General features: G+C 53.1%; 12 protein-coding genes. 2 read left to right on the top strand and 10 right to left on the bottom strand.

The features are described from left to right. Positions 1-61: 61 nt before the first annotated feature. The 3 genes from LX87_RS10460 to LX87_RS10450 are packed head-to-tail and all read right to left on the bottom strand — an operon-like array spanning position 62 to position 5,197. Entirely contained in the window at positions 62-1,195 is a 1,134-nt protein-coding gene (locus LX87_RS10460) for an efflux RND transporter periplasmic adaptor subunit (RefSeq protein WP_111628144.1), read from the bottom strand. After that, the gene (locus tag LX87_RS10455; protein ID WP_111628143.1) at positions 1,179-4,472 is read right to left on the bottom strand and encodes an efflux RND transporter permease subunit; all 3,294 of its coding nucleotides are present in this window, start codon (positions 4,470-4,472) and stop codon (positions 1,179-1,181) included. The genes LX87_RS10460 and LX87_RS10455 overlap by 17 nt, the downstream gene beginning before the upstream one ends. A gap of 50 nt (positions 4,473-4,522) precedes the next feature. Further along, the gene (locus LX87_RS10450; protein ID WP_211325290.1) at positions 4,523-5,197 is read right to left on the bottom strand and encodes a FadR/GntR family transcriptional regulator; all 675 of its coding nucleotides are present in this window, start codon (positions 5,195-5,197) and stop codon (positions 4,523-4,525) included. A gap of 369 nt (positions 5,198-5,566) precedes the next feature. On the opposite strand from LX87_RS10450, the gene LX87_RS10445 reads away from it, so the two are divergent. After that, positions 5,567-7,999, top strand: coding sequence for a helix-turn-helix domain-containing protein (locus LX87_RS10445; RefSeq protein WP_111628141.1), 2,433 nt, complete (start codon positions 5,567-5,569; stop codon positions 7,997-7,999). Between the two features lie 9 nt (positions 8,000-8,008). On the opposite strand, the gene LX87_RS10440 is transcribed toward LX87_RS10445, so the two are convergent. Then, the gene (locus LX87_RS10440) at positions 8,009-10,198 is read right to left on the bottom strand and encodes a penicillin acylase family protein (protein WP_111628140.1); all 2,190 of its coding nucleotides are present in this window, start codon (positions 10,196-10,198) and stop codon (positions 8,009-8,011) included. A 149-nt stretch (positions 10,199-10,347) separates the two neighbouring features. Continuing rightward, positions 10,348-10,668, bottom strand: a complete 321-nt coding sequence (gene trxA / locus LX87_RS10435) for a thioredoxin (protein WP_111628139.1) — start codon at positions 10,666-10,668, stop codon at positions 10,348-10,350. 281 nt (positions 10,669-10,949) lie between these two features. Here trxA and LX87_RS10430 point away from each other — a divergent pair, with 281 nt between their 5' ends. Further along, positions 10,950-11,378: a hypothetical protein gene (locus LX87_RS10430; protein WP_111628138.1), complete on the top strand. Its 429-nt coding sequence runs from the start codon at positions 10,950-10,952 to the stop codon at positions 11,376-11,378. A gap of 54 nt (positions 11,379-11,432) precedes the next feature. On the opposite strand, the gene dnaE is transcribed toward LX87_RS10430, so the two are convergent. The 5 genes from dnaE to LX87_RS10405 all read right to left on the bottom strand — a co-directional run bounded on the left by dnaE (position 11,433) and on the right by LX87_RS10405 (position 22,082). Continuing rightward, complete coding sequence (gene dnaE / locus LX87_RS10425; RefSeq protein ID WP_111628137.1) at positions 11,433-15,005, bottom strand: DNA polymerase III subunit alpha; 3,573 nt, start codon at positions 15,003-15,005, stop codon at positions 11,433-11,435. Positions 15,006-15,137: 132 nt separating this feature from the next. Further along, positions 15,138-16,187 (bottom strand): PD-(D/E)XK nuclease family protein, encoded by a 1,050-nt coding sequence (locus LX87_RS10420; protein WP_146624472.1) that lies wholly within the window; start codon positions 16,185-16,187, stop codon positions 15,138-15,140. Further along, the gene (locus LX87_RS10415; protein WP_111628135.1) at positions 16,154-16,960 is read right to left on the bottom strand and encodes a hypothetical protein; all 807 of its coding nucleotides are present in this window, start codon (positions 16,958-16,960) and stop codon (positions 16,154-16,156) included. The genes LX87_RS10420 and LX87_RS10415 overlap by 34 nt, the downstream gene beginning before the upstream one ends. 91 nt (positions 16,961-17,051) lie before the next feature. Further along, the gene (locus tag LX87_RS10410) at positions 17,052-18,308 is read right to left on the bottom strand and encodes an NRAMP family divalent metal transporter (protein ID WP_111628134.1); all 1,257 of its coding nucleotides are present in this window, start codon (positions 18,306-18,308) and stop codon (positions 17,052-17,054) included. Positions 18,309-18,320: 12 nt separating this feature from the next. Continuing rightward, positions 18,321-22,082 carry a hydantoinase B/oxoprolinase family protein gene (locus LX87_RS10405; RefSeq protein ID WP_111628133.1) on the bottom strand — a complete coding sequence of 1,254 codons (3,762 nt, stop codon included), beginning with the start codon at positions 22,080-22,082 and terminating at the stop codon, positions 18,321-18,323. Positions 22,083-22,108: the final 26 nt, after the last annotated feature.

Raw genomic sequence — 22,108 nt, 5'->3', positions numbered from 1 at the left:
ACTAACAAAAAAGCCCCCGGTTTATGCCGGGGGCTGATCCAGAAGTTGAAGCAAAAAACCGTTATGTAGTCTGCTTGACGGACCGGATGGGCGAACCGTTGCGGACTTCTTCGGTAGCCGTCGTAATAATCTGATCACCGTCTTTCAGGTCGCCGAACACTTCTATTTTCTCACCGTCCTCCATGCCCTTTTGCACGGCTACCCACTCGGCTTTCTGATTGACGACTTTAACGATGAAAACGCCCGTTGAAGAATTGATCACCGCTGACTTCGGCACCACGAAGGTATTGCTCTTGGTCGGCAGGGGCACGGTTACTTCGGCAATCATCCCCGGCAGCAGCTTGCGGTCGTTGTTGATCACATCCACTTCCGTCCGCTCCGAACGCAGCCGTTTATCGAGTGCTCCCGCCAGCCGCTGCACTTTGCCGTTAAACTTCCGATCCGGAAACGCCTTGACGGTAAAGCTCACCTCATCGCCCTGATCAACGTACCCCGTGTAGGCTTCGGGCACGGCCACCACCAGACGAAGCCGTTTCTGTTCGGTTAGCACGAAAAGCGGCAACTCCGACCCTTTCCCCGACGGACCGATGTAGGCCCCGGTGCTGACGTTCCGCAGGCTGATTACCCCGCTGAAGGGTGCGCGGATTTCCAGGTATTTGCGCATGTCGGAAACCTCTTTGTAGGAAGCTTTGGCCGCCTGCAACTGGGCGTAATCCGATTCTTTTTTAGCCAGTGTCTGCTCAATCATCGACTGCGCCACGGTTCCGGGCGTTTTGGCGGCATCCACATACCGGTCGTAGTTGGCTTTGCTGGCAATGTACAGGGCTTCCTGCGATTTCAGCCGCGACTCAGCCGCAGCCAGCTGGGCGTTCAGTTCGGGGGCTTCGGCCAGGGCCAGCAACTGCCCTTCCTTCACTTCGGTGCCCACATCGGCGTGGATAGACTTGATAAAACCGCTCACTTTGGCGTAAATATCCACATCCCGGTAAGCCACCAGTTCGCCGGGAATTCGCAGGCTGGATGACAATTTATCTTTACGAAGCGAAAATACTTCGGTAGGCTCAGGCTCTTCCGCCACCACCACTTTATCGGCTTTACTATCCGACGAGTGGCAACCATTCAGGGCACTCATCACCAGAAGGCTGGAAAAAACCGCCAGCAGCGGAGACGCTATACTATTAATTAACCGATTCATATACGCCGGGAATATAATGTTTACTTTCTTTATCTTCAGGATCAAGCGATACCGACTGCACCGACGCATTGCCTTGTACCCAGGCAAACACCAGCGGTAAAATATGCAAAGCCGCAAAGGTGGAAGCAATCAGCCCGCCAATCACCGCCCGTCCGAGCGGGGCCGTCTGCGAACCGCCTTCCCCAAAGCCCAGCGCCATCGGCAGCATCCCGACCACCATCGCCACGCTGGTCATGACGATAGGCCGCATCCGCAGGGCCGCCGACTCCTTGGCCGCCAGCAGGGCATTGTGATTTTTCATGCGTAACTGCTCGGCGTTGGTCACCAGCAGCACGGCATTGGAAATCGACACCCCGACCGACATGATCATGCCCATGTACGACTGCAAATTGAGCGTCGAACCCGTCAGCAGCAGCAGGCCCAGTGAACCCGCCAACACCGCCGGAACTGTACACAGCACCACCAGCGACACCTTGAACGACTGGAAGTTAGCCGCCAGCATCAGGAAGATCACGATGATGGCCGTCAGCAGACCCGTTTGCAGGCTATCCAGCGTTTCGGTCAGTACCTGCGTTAAACCGCGGGTTTCGATGGCTAAACCACGGGGCAGTTCGCCCAGTTCCGCAATGGCTTTGGTAACAGCGGTATTGGCCGTTCCCAAATCCATGTCAAACAGGTTGGCTGTCACCGACAACACCGGAACCGCCCCAATGTTGTCGTTTTCGCCGTAGGTTTTGCCGGTGCTAATCGTCGCTACATCGCTCAAAACCGGCCGGTTGGTGTTCGGCAGAACCGGAATTTCACCAATGTCGCTGATGGTCTTCATCTGGTTCTCCGGAACCTGCACCTGTACGCTGTACATCTGGGCGCTTTTGGGGTCAATCCAGACGCTTTTTTCCGTCAGACGGGACGAAGAAGTAGAAGCCGTTAACGAGCGTGAAATCGCCGAAATATCCGTACCCAATTGGGCCGCCCGCTGCCGGTCAATATCAATATTAATAGCGGGATAATTGATGGCCGACCCGAGCTGAACATCGCGCAGATACGGGATTTGTTTCAGCTTGGCAATGACCTTGTTGGCGTATTCTTCATTCTGTTGTTTGTTCTTGCCAATGATCTTTACTTCAATTGGTGTTGGCGAACCCTGACTCAGAATTTTATCCGTTAGTTCGAGCGGTTCAAACGAAAGTTTTACATCCGGTAAGGCTGCTTTCATTTTAGCCCGGTACTGGTCTTTTAACTGATCCAGATCGACATCGTAATCGTGTTTTAAACTCACCTGTAAAACGCCTTCGTGCGGCCCCGCCATGAACAGATAAATGGGGCTGGTCGAAAACTGCGAACCGTGCATCCCCACCATCGCCGAAGTAATTTCCACGTTTTCTTTACCGACCAATCCATGCAATACATCGAGGGCTTTTAGCATGGTGGTTTCGGTTTTTTCCAGCCGCGTACCGTCCGGAGCGCGAAGCCGTACCTGAAACTGTCCGCCATTCACGCGGGGCAACACGTCGCGACCAATGATGCTGATAAAGAAAGCCGTTAACCCAATAGCCACCACGAAATAAGCTAGCGTAATGACTTTTTTATGCGGAATGGTCATCTCGATAAACCGCACGAACGCCAGCCTAAACCGTTCAAACAAGCCAATTTTGCCGTCCCGATTCAAATCTGCCTGGTGCGCTAACTGGTGTTTTCCGTTCAGTATTTTTCCTTCTGATACCGTGCCGTTACCGTTTAACCCGGTGGTTTTATGCGTTACTACGTCGTGTTTACCACCCTTTCCATTGGATTTATGCGCGTGGCTTTTCATCAGCCAGTTGGCCAGAACCGGCACCAGCGTTTGCGCCATGATGTAGGAGGTTACCATCGAAAACGCAATGGCTAACGAGAGCGGTAAAAACAACGCGCCCGGAATCCCTTTCATCGTAAAGGCCGGAGCAAATACCGCCAGGATACAGAATAAAATCAGCAGTTTCGAGAACGCGATTTCTTTACAGGCGTCCCAGATTGCCAGCGCTTTGGGTTTCCCCATGTCGAAATGCTGGTGTATATTTTCAATCGTTACCGTCGATTCATCCACCAGAATACCGATGGCCAGCGACAGTCCGCTCAGCGTCATAATATTGATCGTCTGCCCGAATAACGAGAGAAATAAAACCCCGGAAATAATACAGATCGGGATAGTTATAATTACGATCAAGGCACCCCGCGCATCACCCAAGAAAAGCAAAACCATCAGACCCGTTAAAATGGCCCCAATGACGCCTTCTTCGATCAGACTTTCAACGGAATTAATCACATAAACCGACTGATCAAATTCGTAGGAAAGCTTCACATCTTCGGGCAACTGAGCCTGGAAGTTGGGCAGTTCTTTTTTTAGATTCTGAACCACCTCCCAGGTGGAGGCATCCGACGATTTGGTGATCGGCAAATACACCGACCGGCGACCGTTGACCAGCACATACCCCGATGTAATGTCGGCCCCGTCTTCTACCCGGGCCACATCCCGCAGGTAGATGTTCTGCACGGTTCCGGTAAAGATTGGAATATTTTCAAAATCCTTGACGGTTTTGATCGTCGTGTTGGCCGGGGTAAAATAATTCAGATCGCCCACCCGGACGTTCCCCGCCGGAGTCGCCTGGTTGTTGATCCGCAGGGCCGCCACCAACTGATCGGGCGTCAGGTTGTGTGATCGCAGCAGTTCCGGATCGGCCTTGATGACCACCGTCCGGGAGTTCCCGCCGAACGGTGCCGGAGCCACCAGACCGGGAATTGAGCTAAACCGCGACCGGACGTACACGTTTGCCAAATCCTGCAACTCGTTGTTGGTCCGGATGGGGCTGCTCAGGACCAGTTGCCCCACCGGCAGGGTCGACGCGTCGAACCGAAGAATGAAAGGCGGCTGCGACCCGGGCGGAAAAATAGCCTGCGCCCGGTTGGTGTACGACGACACTTCGGCGGCCGCCTGGGCCATGTTCGTGCCTTCGTAAAAGCTCAGCTTGATGAGCGTCAGGCCCTGAATGTTTTTGGTTTCAATGCTTTTGACACCCGATACATAAAGCAGCAGGTTGACGTATTGTTTCCCGAAAAACGACTCCATCTGGTTGGGCGTAAAGCCGCCGTACGGGTGGGAAATGTAAATAACGGGCAAATCCAGGTTCGGGAAGATATCGATCTTGATGGTGCGGATAGCGCCAATCCCGAAATAAAATAAGCCCGCAACCAATACCAGAACGGTAATGGGTTTGCGTAAGGCTGCGCGGATTAAATCCATAAGGGGTTACTCGGTTTGATTGAGTTTAGGCGGAACGGCGAAGCAACGGGTTACTGAATCTGCCCGGTGATCTTGGCCGCCCAATACCAGGCTTTTTTAGGATCGCGGTCTGCAACGCTCTGCAGAAGGGATGTGTGCATACTCTGCTTGCTCAGCAACGTTTCCGTTGTAATGAAAACCTCCATAAAGGATTTTTTCATCTTGTCGGCAATGATCTTGTACAAATCGGCCAGTACTTCGTTTTTGGACGCCATCGCCAGCCGGATATGAAACTGGATATCGGCCTCAATGCAGGCTTCGGGCTGGTTTTGCAGGGCGGCATCGTGCCGTTTTTGCAGCAGTACTCTCATCACCTCAATATCTTCCGGGGTTCGGTTCAGGGCGGCTTTTTCGGCGATTTTCAACTCAAGCAACTGCCGCACTTCGTTTACCTCGGCCCCCTCGGCCCGCAACAGACTTTGCTGAAAGGGGTCGATATTAGTTTGCTGCAACTGAACAAAGGTGCCCAGCCCCTGCTGGACCCGAATCAGTCCTTTGTTGACCAGAATCCGGATGGCTTCCCGAACGGTCGACCGACCGACGCCGAACTGCTGCATGAGCTCGGGTTCAGAAGGCAACTTTTCTCCAATTTTGTAATGGCTGGCTGCGATTTGCTCCTGGAGCTTGCTGACCACCGCATCGGCCAGGCTTTCGCGTTTGATGAGTATTGGTTCTGTAGTCATCATATCATCTGATGAGTAAAGATACAAATCTTCGCCGGCATACTCATGGACAGAAAAATATTTATAATTATTTTGGTAACGCTCTACGCACAACTGCACTTAACAGGAATTAATTTGTACTTTCTCCACGATTCACTCCAAATAGCCGGATACGATTAGTACGTTTAATGCAGCCATGCGCCAAATTGAGGCTGGTGTTCGGCTTTGTTTCTTCCTAATCCACGGAGGAAACTGCACAACTGCCGGTGATCGTTTCAAAATTTTAATCAGGAGTGATCTTTCCTTTCCGTACTTTGTTCTTTTTAGGAAAAGGAGAAGGACAGCACGGTTAATGTAACCCGCCCTTTAGACCTGCTAATTTGTTGTTACTTTATGCCCGCCATTGTTAACGAAAAGCTCCAACTGGCCCATGACTTTATTCTCCACACAAACCGCAATGTGTTTCTGACGGGGAAAGCCGGAACGGGAAAAACCACTTTTTTGCACCAGGTTAAACACGCGTCGTCCAAACGGCTGGCGGTGGTGGCCCCGACGGGTGTGGCCGCCATCAATGCCGGGGGCGTTACCATTCACTCGCTGTTTCAGTTGCCATTCGGGCCGCTGGTACCGGGCGCGCTGAATCGGGAAACCCGGAAATTTACCCGCGAGAAAATCAATCTGCTCCGCACGCTCGATCTGCTCATAGTAGACGAAATCAGTATGGTCCGGGCGGATGTGCTCGACGGCATCGACGCCGTCCTGCGCCGGTTCCGGAACCGCCCCGAACCATTCGGCGGGGTACAGTTACTGCTTATTGGCGACATGCAGCAGTTGCCGCCCGTAATCCGGGATGAGGATTGGGCGTTGCTCCGACCGTATTACGACACCGGCTATTTTTTCGGAAGCCGGGCCCTACAGAAAACACCGTACATCTCCATTGAACTGGATCACATCTACCGGCAGGCCGACCAGCGGTTTATCGAAATTCTGAACAGCGTTCGGGAAAAACGGATAACCCGTGCGCAACTCGACGACCTGAACCAGCGGTATATCCCCAATTTTACGCCCCGGGACGACGAAGGGTACATTACCCTGTCAACCCACAACCAGGCCGCCCTGCAACTCAACAGCCAGAAACTCCAGTCGCTGCGCACTAAACTGCACACGTTTGAAGCCACGATTGAAGGCGAATTTCCGGCCCACGCCTACCCGACCGAAGCCAGTCTGGAACTGAAAGTGGGCGCACAGGTGATGTTTAACAAGAATGATCTTTCGCGTGATAAACTGTTTTACAACGGCAAAATTGGTCAGATCACGGACATCGACGACGATGTGATTTACGTCAAATGCCCGAACGATCCGGACACGCTGGCCGTCAGCCCGATGGAATGGACAAACGTTCGGTACACGCTCGATCAGCAAACCAACGAAATCAGGGAAGAACCCATTGGCAAGTTCGTTCAGTATCCGCTGAAGCTGGCCTGGGCCATTACCATCCACAAAAGTCAGGGCCTGACGTTTGAAAAAGCCATCATCGACGCGGCTTCGGCTTTTGCCCACGGACAGGTGTATGTGGCCCTCAGCCGGTGTAAAACACTGGAAGGTTTGGTCTTACGCGAGCCAATACCGTCGCACAGCATCAAAACCGAGCTGCTGCTCGAAGAATTTCACGAGCAGGTACAGCAGCAAACCCCCGACGAACAGGAGTTGTGGCACTCGAAACAAACCAATCAGGAGCAGCTTCTGCTGGATTTGTTTTCCTTCGAACGGTCTTACTACCTGCTCAACAAATGCCGCCGAACCGTAGCCGAACACCTCGGTAGTCTGGACGAAGGACTCGAACCCGGTCTAAATCAGCTCAATACCGTCTTCAAGGAAAAGGCTCATGAAGTAACCGAACGGTTTCGCCAGCAGCTTCCACGGTATTTTGCCGGGAGTTTGTTGCCGGAAGAAAACCAGCCGTTGCAGGACCGCGTCCGCAAAGCGGGTGCCTACTTTAGGGATTTAATCACCCATGAATTACAGCCCCTGCTGGCTTCCTGCCCGACCGAAACGGACAATAAGCAGGTGCACGAAGCCTTGGATGAACTTGAAAAAGAGCTATTTATCAAGCTCCAGTGCTTCGAGGCTACTCTAGACGGTTTTCAGGCGCTGGCTTACCAGAAAACCCGGAACCATGCCGAACTGAATTTTCAGTCGAGCCGGAAGAAGGAAAGCCGGAAAAGCGACGAAGCACGGACCTCCAGCGAGAAACCCCGTACGCTCTACGACGCACTGGCAAAGTGGCGGCAGGATCAGGCCGGTGAGCTTGATACCGGCGCACACACCATTTTACCCCGCAAAACGCTGGCTGAACTAGCCCGCTCCAAACCTTCGACCCTTGAAGAGCTCATGCAAATAAAAGGGTTAGGCAAGATGAAAGCCCGCCTGATTGGCGATGACCTCTTAGCCATCATCCGGTCTTTTACCGAAAATGAATCAGCCGAAAAAACGGCAGCAACCGGGGAAAAGACAGCAAAAACTCCGTCGCCCGCCCTGAGTCTGGCGCTATTTCGGAGCGGCAAAACGATTGCCGACATTGCGCTGGAGCGGAATATTACCGTTTCGACGGTGGAAGGCCATCTGGCAAAGTTCGTCAGTTCCGGCCAACTATCCGTCTATGATGTCATTCCCGCCGAAAAAGTGGAAGCCATCCGTACCTACCTGGAAAAACACACGCCCAAAACCCTGACGGAAACCAAAGCCGGTCTGGGCGATGACGTAACCTTTAGCGAAATCCGGATGGTTTATAACTCCCTGCTGGCGGGTAAAACCGGTACAGACTGAACCGTGGCCCTATTCGCCCGGATGGTACGTCCGGGCGACGTGTTGCTGCACGTCTTCGGGATAAAACCAGATGTCTTTAAACTTTCCTTCGCTGAACAGTTTCGCCTGATCGTTGAAATGCGGGGAATTCGGGTCGCTGCTGTGGCCGCCGTTGACCACCGTTCGGGCCTTCACGCGGTCGCCAAACTCGACCACGGCCACAAAACTATTGCCCACGTACCCGTACCGTTTTTTGGTATTCGGATAGGTCCGCGCTCCAAAAGACGCCAGCGACCCCCAGGTTGAGGGCGTAAAGCCCACCGGAAAACTCGGTTTGGCATCGTCGTAGGTTTCCTTAATTTTTCCGGTCAGGCGCTGAAACCGGTTGATTTCGCCCCAGCCGGTTTTCCAGGTACCAAAATCCCGGTTTAACTCTTCGATCACTTCCGCCAGCAGTTTCACTTTTTCTTCCGGGCTGGTTTTCTCGATCACGAACGCCGTAAAGGTCAGAAAGTCGAACCGCTGGTCGCGCGGAAACCGGGTGCGGGCCAGCCGCTGAATTTTCTCACCCCAATGTACCGCCAGGGTTGTCGCCACTGAGTTGACGCCGTAGGTTTTATCCCAGCCCCGCAAGATATCAATGGCTTCGGCAACGGCCTGGGGTTGCGCTTCCGACGTCTTCCCGGCGGTTTCGTAGGCTTTGACCAGCGCCGGAATCAGGTCGTCAAAACCCGGCAGGTGCGGATCGTTGGCAGCCGCAATCAGCGTGTCGAGCGTAAAAATGGATTTTTTGCTCAGGGTACGAACGGCGTTGATGCCCCGGTAATTCTCGCCATCGGGTGCCATGTAAGCCGGAAACTTGTTGCGATCCGGACTATCCGCTCCCGAAACCGTGAACGGTGTTGAGTTGCAATTCTGAATCCAGCCAATCGCCGGGTTCTTCACCTGCACAATTTCATCAATACCGTGGAGTCCTTTCCAGTCGGTTTCCGGGTCGCTGCCGTCAACGGGTTGTTCCCAGTCGAATTTCGGGTTCCGCTTCGGGATGAAATTACCGTGCCAGTAGGCAATGGTGCCTTTCCGGTCGGCGTAAACCGTGTTGTTGGTGGCGTTCCCGTTCAGTTTCATCACGTTCCTGTAACTCTCGTAATCCTTCGCTTTCGTGCGCAGGTACGACTGGGCCAGGGCGTTCAGCGGATCGTTCATCATATTGATTGTGATCCATTTATCACCCAATTGCCCGGCCACGGGGCCGTGGTGCGTGCGGTAAAGAGTAAATTCTTTGAATTGAATACCGGTGGCGGTTTTATACGGAAATTTAACGGTTTCGGCCTGTACCGGTTTCCACGCATTGCCGTGTTTGTAAACATATTTCCCATCCCGTTTCTCAACGGTTTCCAGGTATTCGTCTACCGAGTCGGCATTGCCGGACGTGTGCATCCAGCCGCAATTTTCGTTAAATCCCTGATAAACAAAAAATTGACCCCAGGTAACGGCCCCGTACGCATTCAATCCTTTTTTGCTCACCAGGTGAACTTCCGACCGAAAGTAGAAAGACGTATGCGGATTGATCAGTAGCATGGCGTTTTTGCTGGCCGTTCGGGATGGGGCAATAGCAAAACCGTTTGAGCCGGTGGGTTCGCGTTCGTGCTTTTCAAAATCGTGCACCTGCGACGACCACTTCGAGTTGGTATAAAACGCCTTGATCCGTTCGGTGGAAATAACGCTGATGTTACCGCCAATGCTGCCTTCGCTGAACATCAACGGCATCCAGGGCTGAAACCGGGTCAGCAAACGGGGTTTGACATTCGGGTGCGTATAAAGGTAGTAATTGGTTCCGTCGGCAAAGGCGTCCATCAGCTCCCGCATCCAGGCTGGCGATTTTTTGTAGAGGGCAATGGCCTGCGTGGTGTCCATGAAAAGCCGGGCGCGAATATCGTGGTACAAAGCCTCTTCGCCCTCGACTTCGGCCATGCGTCCGATGGCGTCGATGTAGTTTTCCTCCACGCGCGCAAAATCATCTTCGCACTGGGTATACAACAGCCCGAAAACCACGTCGGCATCGGTTTTGCCGTAAATGTGCGGAATGTCCCAGGTGTCGCGGGTGATGGTGATGGTTCTCGCCCGTTTTTGCCAGCGGGCAATTTCATCCGGTGTAAACCGTTGCGCAAGGACCGGAAACGTACAGAGAAATGAAATCAGGAGGAAAAAGTATCTCATTTGGGGTTGTATTCGGTGTACGGAAAGATAAACCAAAAGCCCCAACCAGACAAGCTTCCCAAAGCAGTTTGCCGCAATAACCTGTTGCCCGAAAATAAGAAAAGCCAGACACACAGCCCGGCTTTTCTTTGCTAGTAGTAAACGCTTTATTACAATTGCGCAACTAATTTCTGCTCCAGAACAGCTTTCGGAACGGCACCGATTACTTTATCAACCATTTTACCGTTTTTGAAAACCATCAGGGTCGGGATGCTGCGGATACCAAATTGCGCCGGAACCTGAGCGTTCATATCAACGTCCATTTTAGCAACAACGGCTTTGCCTTCGTATTCACCAGCCAGTTGCTCAACAACCGGCCCGATCATTTTACAGGGTCCGCACCATTCGGCCCAGAAGTCAACTAAGACCGGTATATCAGAATTGATTATTTCTGCGAAGTTAGCGTCGGTTATTTCAATCGCTTTTGCCATGACTATGTCTCGGTTATTTATCTATTTTAACTCGTCTGTACGTACAATGTTTTGGATTTAAAAAAAGTTCACGGGATTAATTGAATCCCCCTCCCAATTGCCCGAAAACCGTTCCCTTTAAATTTTTCTGTGGCTCGACGACTTTTATACCATTCCCTAGTCACCTTCTGTCCAACCAGTTAACCATCCATCAAAAATCCATGCAATACCAGCTACTATGTTTTGCATAGTAGACTATTTGACTTTACTTTCAACCGTTCACCTTATTCCAACAACTACTTATGAAAAAGCTTCTTGTTCTTCCCCTGCTTCTGGCCGGTATTTTACCCGGCTTTGGCCAATGTGATAAACATCTAACCCTGGCTCTCTCCAAAACGCAATACCTCGACGGCAGCGGAGCCGTTCAGCGGACGGTTGAAGAAAACAGTACGGTCGAAATCAGTCCATCAGATGTGGTCATTACGCCCGGCGGTAAGACTGACCATAGAATGAATGGAAAAATTCAGTCCAACACCTGCTCCTGGAGCGTTCCGTATAAGGAAGGAAAGTCGGTCTACAAAGCACGGTTCGAAGACCCCGCCGGGAATCAGCAAAATACCACGTTGACCATTGAAGGGAAAGACGGGAACGTAACGTTTCTGCTGGAAATAGCTGAAAGGCCCGATCAGAAAATCCGGGTCAATGTCGATACATTCGAGGAGAAGAAGTAATGTATGCGGTAAGGGCCGTCGCTGCTTTTGACAAACGACAGCCCTTACCCGCTTTTAATTCAGCCGGTATCCCACGCCGTCCATCGCATCGAGCGCTTTCAGCAATTCATTGACGGGCGTAATTTTAAAAGGCCGTGATAACATGCTGACTTCCACCCGATCTTCGTCGTCCATCACCCGAAGCACCAGGTTGCAGGAACCCGGGTAGGTTTTCACCAAATCCGTAATCCGGGCCACAAACTCGTTGTTGATCAGCTTCAAATCCAATTGCACGCAGAGTTCCTTGCTGTATTTCGTCCGCACTTCGGTCAGCAACTGAATGAAATTCGGCCGGAACTCATAAGCGTCGGAGTTCCAGCGGGTTTGCAGCTTTCCTTTGACGTGCAGAAATAAACCCTCTTCGATGTAATTACCCATTCGGACAAAATCCTCCCCGAACAAACTCATCTCGACCGAGCCGTTGTAATCCTCCAACTTAAAGATGACGAAAGGGTTACCGTTTTTCGATTGACGAAGCTGCTTACTCGACACAATACCACCAACGGTTACCTCTTTCCCCTGATTGCATTCGTCAAACAGCCGGTCGAGCGTACAGGTACAGAAGCTTTCCAGTTCGATCCGGAATTCGTCCAGCGGGTGACCGGAGATGTAAAAACCGACCACTTCTTTTTCAAACTTGAGCTTTTCGATCTCGCTCCAGGGCTGCACATTGGGCGGTTTGGGCAGCGGAATGCTGGGTTCTCCGCCCGCGCCCCCAAACAGCGACTGCTGGGCCGCTGATTTCTCGGCGTGGTAGTTGTTGGCGTACCGGGTCAGCTTCTCGATGAATGTCGCCGTTTCGCCCGCCGGAATATCGAAATATTGTGCCCGGTGCATCTCGCCCAGGCTATCAAACGACCCCGCGTAGGCCAGCGATTCGAGCGTTTTCTTGTTTACCGTCCGCAGGTTAACCCGGATTACAAAATCAAAAATATCCTTGAACGGCCCGCCTTTTCTGCGTTCCTCAATTATCGATTCAACGGCGGCATCGCCCGTGCCTTTAATGGCGCCCAGCCCAAACCGGATTTCGCCCTTCTGGTTGACCCCGAAAAACCGCTCCGATTCGTTTACATCCGGCCCCAATACCGGGATACCGATGGCCTTACATTCCTCCATAAAGAACGTAATCTTTTCGATGTTGCCTAAGCAGCTCGTTAAGACGGCGGCCATGTATTCGGCTTTGTAGTGCGTTTTGAGGAAAGCCGTCTGGTAGGCCACAAAGGCGTAACAGGTCGAGTGGGATTTGTTGAAGGCGTAGGAAGCAAAGGCTTCCCAGTCGGTCCAGACTTTTTCGCAGGTCTTCAGGTTCAGGTTGTTTTTGCCGCAACCCTCCATAAACTTGCCTTTCATTTTGTCGAGCGTCGCGCGGTCTTTCTTCCCCATCGCCTTCCGCAACACGTCGGCGTCGCCTTTCGTAAAACCGGCCAGCTTCTGCGACAGAAGCATGATCTGCTCCTGGTAGACGTTAATCCCGTAGGTGTCCGCCAGGTATTCTTCCATCTCCGGAAGGTCGTACTTTACTTCCTCGCGTCCGTGTTTCCGGTTGATAAAGGTCGGGATGTAGGCAATCGGACCGGGTCGGTACAGGGCGTTCATGGCAATCAGGTCCTCGAAGCGGTCAGGCTTGAGGTCCTTCATGTACTTTTTCATCCCGTCGGATTCGAACTGGAAAATGGCGTTCGTTTCTCCGCGCTGGAAGAGTTCGTACGTCGCTTTATCGTCCAGCGGAATGTCGTCAATGTCGGTTTCAACGCCGTTGATAAAAAAGCCGCCGTAATTCTGCCGAATCAGCCGCAGACATTCCTTAATGATGGTCAGGTTTCGCAGACCCAGAAAGTCCATCTTGATGACGCCCGCATCCTCAATCACCCGGCCCTCATACTGCGTAATAATCAGGTCGGATTCTTTCGAAGTCGATACCGGAACGATGTTCGAGAGGTCCTCCGGCGCAATAATGATCCCGGCTGCGTGAATACCGGTATTCCGGATGTTTCCCTCCAGCTTGCGGGCCTGCTTCAGGACTTTGGCCTGCAAATCATTCCCGGCTTCAATCTGCCGCATCCGCTTCACGTTCTCGACCTCTTCCGGCTGAATCATCTGACCCAGCGAATCAATCGGCTCCTCAAAAATCTTTTTGAGGGTCATGTTATACGTCGGCTTATCGGGTACAAGTTTCGCCAGCGCGTTCGAATCGGGCAGCGGCAATTCCATCACACGGGCTACGTCTTTGATGGCCGATTTAGCCGCCATCGTACCGTACGTGACGATCTGCGCCACCTGCTGTTTACCGTATTTCTTGACCACGTAATCGATCACCTTCTGACGGCCTTCATCGTCAAAATCCGTATCAATATCGGGCATTGACTTCCGGTCGGGGTTCAAAAACCGCTCGAACAGCAGGTTGTACTTGATGGGGTCGATGTTGGTAATTCCGATGCAGTAGGCCACCGCCGAACCAGCCGCCGAGCCCCGGCCCGGCCCGACCATCACACCCAGATCGCGCCCGGCCTTGATGAAGTCGGAAACGATCAGGAAGTACCCCGCGAAGCCCATCTGCCGGATGACGCCCAGCTCAAACCGCAAGCGTTCGTCGGCTTCCGGCGTCAGAATTTTGTAGCGTTGCTTGGCCCCTTCGAAGGTCAAAAATTCGAGATAATCGTCCTGCGAGGCAAAGCCGTCGGGAATCACGAAGTTCGGCAGCAGAATGTCGCGCTTGAGCTTCAGCGTCTCGACCTTATCGACAATCTCGTTGGTGTTGTCAATCGCTTCCGGCAAATCGCTGAAGAGCGTCGACATTTCCTGCGTATTCTTGAAGTAAAACTGGTCGTTGTAGAACGCAAACCGGGTTCCTTTCTTGAAACCTTCTTCGTCGTTAAATTCTTTTTCGGAGGGCGTACTCAACTTTTCGTTGGTGTTGACACACAGCAGAATATCGTGGGCCACCCAATCTTCGCGATCCACATAATGGGAGTCGTTGGACGCAATAATTTTGACGTTGTATTTCCGGGCCAGCCGCACCAGCACCTCGTTGACCTTGATCTGGTCGGGGATGTCGTGGCGCTGTAATTCGACGTAATAGTCTTCGCCAAACCGTTCGAGCCACCACTGAAACTCTTTCTCTCCCGCTTCTTCGCCTTTTTTCAGAATGGTTTTCGGAACCGAGGCCCCGATGCAGCAGGTCGAAGCAATCAAGCCTTCCTTATACTGGTCGATGAGTTCCTTCGTGATCCGGGGATATTTACCGTACAACCCTTCCATATACCCCAGCGAGCAGAGCTTGATGAGGTTTTTGTAGCCCTGCGGATTTTTCGCCAGCAGCAGCTGGTGGTAGCGAATGTCTTTCTGTTCTTTGGTGAACTGCTTCTTGGTATGGTCTTCTACCACGTAAAACTCGCAGCCAACGACCGGCTTGATGCCCTGTTTGGCGGCTTCGGCCACAAATTCAAATACGCCGAACATATTACCGTGGTCGGTAATGGCTACGCCGGGCATATTATCGGCTTTCGCCTTCTTAATCAGCTTCTTGATTTCAGCCTGCCCGTCGAGCAGCGAGTACTGGGTATGGCAGTGGAGGTGGGAAAATTGCATTAGCAATAAACAGCTTTACGGTTTCCTAACTAGTATAGTCAGTAAGTAAAAATAGGAAGATTTGTCGGCTTTCCGGTAAAGTAACGGGCCACAAATTCCATAAAAATCGGTAACTACCTGATGGATGCTGTCTTACTTGAATGCATTCATGAGCAGATACGTAAGCGCTCGAAGCCGCTCAACGGTATTTTTCAGATCAAGGGTTCCATTCGAATACAGGCGATAATCACCATCCATCACCAAAACCGTCATATACCGACCATTCCCCATACGGGCGGGCCGCACAAATTTCATATCCGCATTTTGAGTAACTTCCAGCAACAAATCATACGCTTTTGCTCTCGCAGTCACCCGATTTTCCTCCAAAGGGACTTCAATCTTGAAGCACAATTTATTCTGCTCTAATTGCAGATAGGCACTGTAGTGTTGGTCTGTATCTACAAACCCCCACCAGAAACCGTAAAAGCCCCCGGCCGGATTAGCTACATAATTCCAGTTTGCACCCCGAAATTCGCTTAGCTCCGTGTATAAATTCATGTAAAAACCTATCCAGTCCGTCGCAATCCAATCATTGAATGGCTTTTGTACGTACTGATTCACGGCGCTCTCCAACCGTTCAAGATGGGCTAAAAAGTCATCATAAATCGCATTCGCAACGCCGTTTGCTTTGCCCTCCCGTAGCACATTCAGAAAGTCGCTTCTTAAATACAGTTGATACCTGCCAACGTCAAAATACGACTGATAGCCTGTTTTAAAGAAAATTGGAATAATCTGTTCCTCCCTGAACGCATATTTTTCGCCACTCACCAGCGAATAATACCGATCAAGCTGCCCCGAATGATGATTGGTATGCGTTTTATCTTCAATTAAGATCGCCAATCGATCGTCCTGTTCTTTATTGACAACGATTAGAACATCTATGCGGTCATCCTGACGTTGAACATCAATGGTATTAATTTCAGGAACTTCTCTTTTGCATTTCAAAATAAGAGAAGCAATAAACTGTTGAGCTGTCTGGTGTAACAAAGGATCGGTTTCCTTTAACTCCGGCTTTGCCCAGGAAGCCAGCCAGCAAATAAAGGCATCCTGTGAAAGCTCACTGGTTGCAAACGAAAAAAGATTCGGCTTTTGAACTTCCATATAACCTGTCATTTCCTGCGCTTGTGTTTTTGCTTCACCCACTCCTGCTGAAACGTAATCATTACCGACTCCTGCGCGGTCACCGGGAAATTAACCAGCATGTGCCTGGCATCCCGGCTCATTGGCAGATACACCAGACCGCGCACGGATTCGCCCGGTTGCAGCGTGGTGGGTTTCATGGATAATTCTTTCCAGCGGTAGGTTTCGTAATCGTAGCGCTGCATCCGGTCGGCAAACATACCGTGGTCAATGATTCGCTTGGCCTGAATGGCCGCGTAAATGTTGTCGTGGGTCACCCGGTTCTGCACCCAACGCTCGGGCCGCTGGTTGCTGCGGTTCGACGACGTGGCAACATCGCTGGCGATCGCGGCCACCATCAAAACCGTGTTGATTATCTTGGCGGTCTTCAGCCGTTTCACTTCCCGCTCCTGATTCACCGACGTTCGGTCGGCTTCCCGAACCGGATCGGCGGCCGAAAACATCAACGGCTTCTGGGACGCGTTGTTAGTAACAAACAGCGTCTTCTGTTCGTCATCCAGCGCCGTGTATTCAAAATCCGCCGGATTTACGTCAAAAGGGCGGTCGGTCCCGTTTTTTACCTCAATGTCCAGTGCGACATACTGCATATCCAGCCGCTCAAACGAAGCCACTACGGCAATACCGTCTGTTTCGGCTTTTGTCGTCGGGCGACCTTCAATCTGGGCCACCTCACCGGAAACGGGCGTGAGTTGATAAACTTTGGTAGCACAGCCGCTTAAACCCGTCAACGCCAGCAGACAAACCCATCCAATCCGTATCTGTTTTATCGTCTTCATACCGTCCTTCGTTAGCTAAATCGAAGGTACGCTTCTTCCTCCCCAAAATCAATGGACTTTGTGATGAGCGAACCCGAGCTTAGATGAACCGTCAGCGAAGCAGATTCTGCACGGCCAGCCAGACGTTCCAGCCGCCAAAAAGCAGCGAAACCGCCACCACCAAAAGCATTGCCGCATTTTGCCATAACGAGTTACGGTATTCTTCCGGAATAAGCTTCCGATCGTTAACGGCCAGAAACAGAAATACCGTCACGACGGGCAGCAGAATCCCATTAATGGCCTGAACGACCACAATGATGGTTACCGGGTTGTAATCCGACAGGCCAAACGCCAGACCGATACCCAGCACCAGCAGCCAGACCAGCCGGTATTTCCAGGATGTAGCCGGCCAGCCCAGCAGACTCCGGGCCGTTACCGCAGCCGCCAGCGGAGCCGTCAGTGAGGAAGCGAATCCGGCGGCAAACAACCCAAACGCAAAGAGCAATCCGCCCCAATTCCCCACCCGGTTGCTGAGAACGTCGGCCATGTTCGTAAAGGAAAATCCGCCCGTGACGAGTAAACCCGCCAGTAGCAGCACGACCGAAATCAAGCCGCCCAGCAGAACGGCAATCCAGATGCCCAGCCGCATTTCACTCAGCGTCTGCCCTGAGGTGATGCCCGAACCGAAAAACAGGTTATACGGCACAATGGTCGTACCAATCAGGCTGTTGATGAGGAGTAACGAACCCGCCGGAAACGACGGAATCACCAGCGCCCGGGTCACCTCTACCGCCGAAACGGGCGCTCCAAAGGCGACGTACACAAAAGCCCCACCCATCGCAAAAACAACGATTCCCAGAAAATTGGCAATCCACTGCGTCGAGCCAATGGCCAACAGGACCAGACAAACCAGTCCGATACAAACCGTTAGCCCTTTGATCGGCCAGCCGGTCAGGAGTGCCAGGCCGGAAACCGCCCCGAGGATGTTACCGGCCTGATAAGCCGCACAGCCCAGCCAGACGGCAAAAAACAGCAAAAGCGGTATGGTTTTGCCACGCTGCTGATTTGCCAGCGCGATTGTTTGGCCCAGATCCCGGCCAGTGGCAATGGTAATGCGCGAAGCCGCTTCCTGCAACCAGACCGTACCGAGCGTCGCAAACGTCAGTACCCACAGCAGGCTTACACCGTACTGCGCCCCGGCCATGGTACAGGCCGTAACGGAACCGGGCCCAATAAAAGCGGCCGAAATAACCGACCAGAACAGAATACTGCCAAGACCGGAGCGAAACGAGAGCGTTTTGATGCGTGAAGAGTTAGGAGTGAAGAATGAAGAGTTAAAATAGCGGCTTTTCGTAAACTCTTCACTCATAACTCTTAATTTTTAACTCTTTCCTCCCCAGCCGCCCCCGCCCGGGGTTTCAATCCGGATGCGTTCGCCCGGCTGCATGGGGCGGGTGAAAATTCCGGGTAGTACGGTTTCATTGCCGTTGCGGTCAATCAGGGTTTGCTGGCCGGTCTGGCCCGCTGCTCCACCGGCCAGTCCATAGGGGGCTTCGTTGCGGTGTTGGCTGAGCAACGTGGCCTGAACGGGTTCAAAAAATTCGATTTCGCGGATAATACCGTCTCCCCCGCGCCACGTTCCCGCGCCACCCGATCCTTCGCGAATAACAAATTGATGCAGGCGCACCGGATACCGTCGTTCCAGTTCTTCGGGGTCGGTCAGTTTGGTGTTGGTCATGTGCTGATGCACCGCTGAGCGCCCCGCAAAACCGTCGCCAGCCCCCGCACCACCGCCAATAGTTTCGTAGTAACCAAACTGACCGTTTCCGAACAGAAAATTGTTCATCGTTCCCTGACTGCAAGCCGCCAGGCCCAGGGCTTTCAGCAGGGTATCGACCAGCCGCTGGCTAACTTCGGTATTGCCGCCCACCACCGCCGGGCATTCGGCGGGATCGTCGGGAAAAACGGGGTTCAGAAAGCATTCCGGCAGGTGAAGCGCCACCGGAGCCATCAAGCCTTCGTTCAGCGGAATATCCGGTCCGACCAATCGTGGCCCGCACCAGAGCCGTAAGACGTATAAAATGGCGCTGTTCAGAATCGACACGTTGGCATTCAGATTAGTGGGGTGAACAGGTGACGTACCGCTAAAATCGAACGTAATCGTCTGGCTTTTCACTACAATTTTCGCGCAGATCCGGTGTCCGTCGTCCAGTCGTTCCTCCGCCGAAAAGGTCTGCCCTTCATAACGGCTCAAGACGGTTTTCAGAGCATCAGTTGCCGATTGCTGAAGCCGCTTCATATAGTGCTGGACCGTTGGCAAACCGTGCTGCCGAACCAGTTCCCGCAGGGCCGTTTCGCCCGTCCGCAACGAAGCCAGGGCGGCTTCGATATCGGCCCGGTTCTCGGCCAGCGAACGGGTTGGAAAAAGGGCTTCTTCAAACCGTTTCTGAACATCTTCCCACAGAAACTGGCCGTTTTTTACGATGTATTGCGGTTCCAGCACCACGCCTTCTTCCACCAGCCGCGTGGCATCGGGCGGCATCGAACCGGGCACTTTGCCACCAATTTCGGCGTGGTGGGCGCGGTTGATCACGTAGCCGATCAACGCCCCTTCGTCGGTATAAACCCCGGCCAGCAAGGTCACATCCGGCAAGTGCGAACCGCCGTATCTGGGGTGGTTGGTAATGACAACATCACCGGGTTTTAGCGGTAGTTTCTCCAGCACCAGCCGGGCGCAAACCCCTAAACTGCCCAGATGCACCGGAATATGGGGCGCGTTGACCAACAATTCGGCCTTCGCGTTGAGCAGGGCACAGGAGAAGTCCAACCGCTCTTTCACATTGACCGAAAAAGCCGTTCGCTGCAACTGCGCACCCATTTCTTCGGCAATGGCCACAAACCGCCGGGCAAACAACTCGGTTTGGGCGGCTTCCAGCAAAGGCACGTCAACGGTTTCCGCTTGACCGACAAACCGGGCTACGGCGTTGCGGTTCGAGCCAACCGTGACGTCCCAGCCCGCAGCCAGAAAACTCGACGAAGTGGTGTTCAGCAGCAGCGCCGGGCCGCTGAAATAGTTACCTTCCTGCAAGTGCATCCATTCGTACACGGGTATGTCTCCTGCGAAAAAAGACGGTTTGACGGGCACGACAACCGCCGTTGATGGCCCATTGGGTAAGCCCGGCTTTGCGCTGCTGACAATCACCCGAATGCTTTCGACCTCGATGGATCGATTGGCCGGAAAATGCCCGTAAAGCTGCTGGTAACGTTCCTGAAAAAGCCGTTCAACCGGGTATACAGCCCCGCTAGGTGTATGAATTTGAGCCTGTGGGTACGGGATTTCAAGCGTACTTTCCTGCCCCTGCAACCGCATGAACAGCAGGACATTACTTATTTCAACCGGCGTGGCTGTTCCAATGTCGCGCCGTAAATCGTCCGTGGCTTTCTGAATCAACTCATCAATCCGGCTCACCAGATTTGGAGCGGCTTCCGTCAAGGGTTGCAACACCTGCCCGGCGGCCATCCGCTCGATTCGCGCCTGACCAATACCGTAAGCACTCAGCAGACCGCCATCGAAGGGCAAAATCACTATTTGAATTCCGAGCAACTGCGCCACGGCACACCCGTGCAAACCGCCCGCGCCACCGAAGACCAGCAACGCATACTCTTTCGGGTCAAAGCCGCGGGCCACAGAAATCTTCCGGATTGCACCCGCCATTGTTTCGTTGGCAATCCGCTCAAAACCAAGCAGTAGTTGTTCTTCATCCACCGGCAGCCCGGTTTGCCGTTCCATCTGCTGCCGAACCGTCTCCAGCGCGGCCCGGGCCTTTTCGGGGGTAACCGGAATGCCAAACAGGGCCGGATGCAGCCGCCCCAGCAGCAGATTGATGTCGGTAATCGTCAGTGGCCCACCGGCCCCGTAACACGCCGGACCGGGTAAGGCTCCGGCACTTTGCGGCCCCACCCGCAACTGGCCGTCATACCAGCAAACCGAACCACCCCCGGCGGCTACGGTCTCCACGGCCAGCGAAGGCGATTGCAGTTCAAACGAACCGACTTTCGTGGTAAACTGGTAATCCACCCGGCCATCGAACCGGGCTACATCCGTGCTGGTGCCGCCCATGTCGAGCGTTAGCGTCCGGTTGACAGACAACTCGTTCGCGATGTGTCCCGCGCCGATGACCCCGCCCGCCGGACCGCTCAGCAGACTGTCTTTGGGCTGAAACAAGTCGGCTTTCACCAGGCCCCCTCCGCTGGTCATGACCCGAACGGGATGGCCGCCCAGTTGCCGGGTCAAATTGTTCAGGTACGCACGCAGAACCGGTTTTAGATACGCATCAACAACGGTGGTTTGTGTACGCGGAACGTACTGAATCGCCGTCGAAATTTCGTGTGAGAGGGTAACAGTGAAACCGGCCTTGCGCAAGGCGTCGCCCACCTGCTGTTCGTGAACCGGATTTCGGTAGGCATTCAGGAGCGAAACGGCCACCACGTCGGGATTAGCCAACGCGAGTTCATCCAGAAGTTGATTGATGGACTGATCGGACAGGGGCAAAACCGGCTTTCCGTCCGCAGCCATGCGTTCGTCCAGTTCCCGGACGGTTTCGTATACAACGTCGGCGGGCGGAATAGCCAGTTGAAAGAGATCCGGGCGTTGCTGGGTGCCAATTTTCAACAGATCGCGGAAACCTTTGGTAACGACCAGCGCCACCCGTCCGCCTTTTCGTTCGAGCAGGGCGTTGGTGCCCCGGGTGGTTCCCAGTCGCATTTCCAGCGGTGGAAACGGCTGATTTAACGGTGTTTGCGTTAGAAGACGGGCGGCCAGAACCGGCGCTTCTTCATCCGAATAAAGCTCAACGGTTACCGGAGACGGGAGTTGTAGCGTATTATCAAGTAACAGATTACCGCCTGAATCCAGATTGATAACCGTTGCCGTTTCACCGGTTTCTAAAACCCGCAAGCCATATCCATCAAAAATCGGTGCCTGAAGCCACGGTGCTTCGAGCCGAAATGCGTTGCCGGACGGCAGTAACCGCGCCCGGAGCCTACTGCTACTGAGCACTTTAGTACGGTGCAGATTCCCGTCGGGGTCGGTTGCCATGCCGTCCGTAAACGTCCCACCGGTATCAATCCAGATTTTCCACATGAATGATTGTCTAACTATCTCTCTGC

Origin of the sequence: Larkinella arboricola (genome assembly GCF_003259745.1) — a bacterium.
In the GTDB taxonomy this organism is placed as follows: Bacteria; Bacteroidota; Bacteroidia; order Cytophagales; family Spirosomataceae; genus Larkinella; species Larkinella arboricola.
This window is presented reverse-complemented; position numbering and strand designations above follow the sequence as displayed.

Excerpts from the sequence above, each read along its gene's own strand:
- LX87_RS10460 (WP_111628144.1), bottom strand. The coding sequence starts at position 1,195 with ATGAATCGGTTAATTAATAGTATAGCGTCTCCGCTGCTGGCGGTTTTT.
- LX87_RS10455 (WP_111628143.1), bottom strand. The coding sequence starts at position 4,472 with ATGGATTTAATCCGCGCAGCCTTACGCAAACCCATTACCGTTCTGGTA.
- LX87_RS10450 (WP_211325290.1), bottom strand. The coding sequence starts at position 5,197 with ATGATGACTACAGAACCAATACTCATCAAACGCGAAAGCCTGGCCGAT.
- LX87_RS10445 (WP_111628141.1), top strand. The coding sequence starts at position 5,567 with ATGCCCGCCATTGTTAACGAAAAGCTCCAACTGGCCCATGACTTTATT.
- LX87_RS10440 (WP_111628140.1), bottom strand. The coding sequence starts at position 10,198 with ATGAGATACTTTTTCCTCCTGATTTCATTTCTCTGTACGTTTCCGGTC.
- trxA (WP_111628139.1), bottom strand. The coding sequence starts at position 10,668 with ATGGCAAAAGCGATTGAAATAACCGACGCTAACTTCGCAGAAATAATC.
- LX87_RS10430 (WP_111628138.1), top strand. The coding sequence starts at position 10,950 with ATGAAAAAGCTTCTTGTTCTTCCCCTGCTTCTGGCCGGTATTTTACCC.
- dnaE (WP_111628137.1), bottom strand. The coding sequence starts at position 15,005 with ATGCAATTTTCCCACCTCCACTGCCATACCCAGTACTCGCTGCTCGAC.
- LX87_RS10415 (WP_111628135.1), bottom strand. The coding sequence starts at position 16,960 with ATGAAGACGATAAAACAGATACGGATTGGATGGGTTTGTCTGCTGGCG.
- LX87_RS10410 (WP_111628134.1), bottom strand. The coding sequence starts at position 18,308 with ATGAGTGAAGAGTTTACGAAAAGCCGCTATTTTAACTCTTCATTCTTC.
- LX87_RS10405 (WP_111628133.1), bottom strand. The coding sequence starts at position 22,082 with ATGTGGAAAATCTGGATTGATACCGGTGGGACGTTTACGGACGGCATG.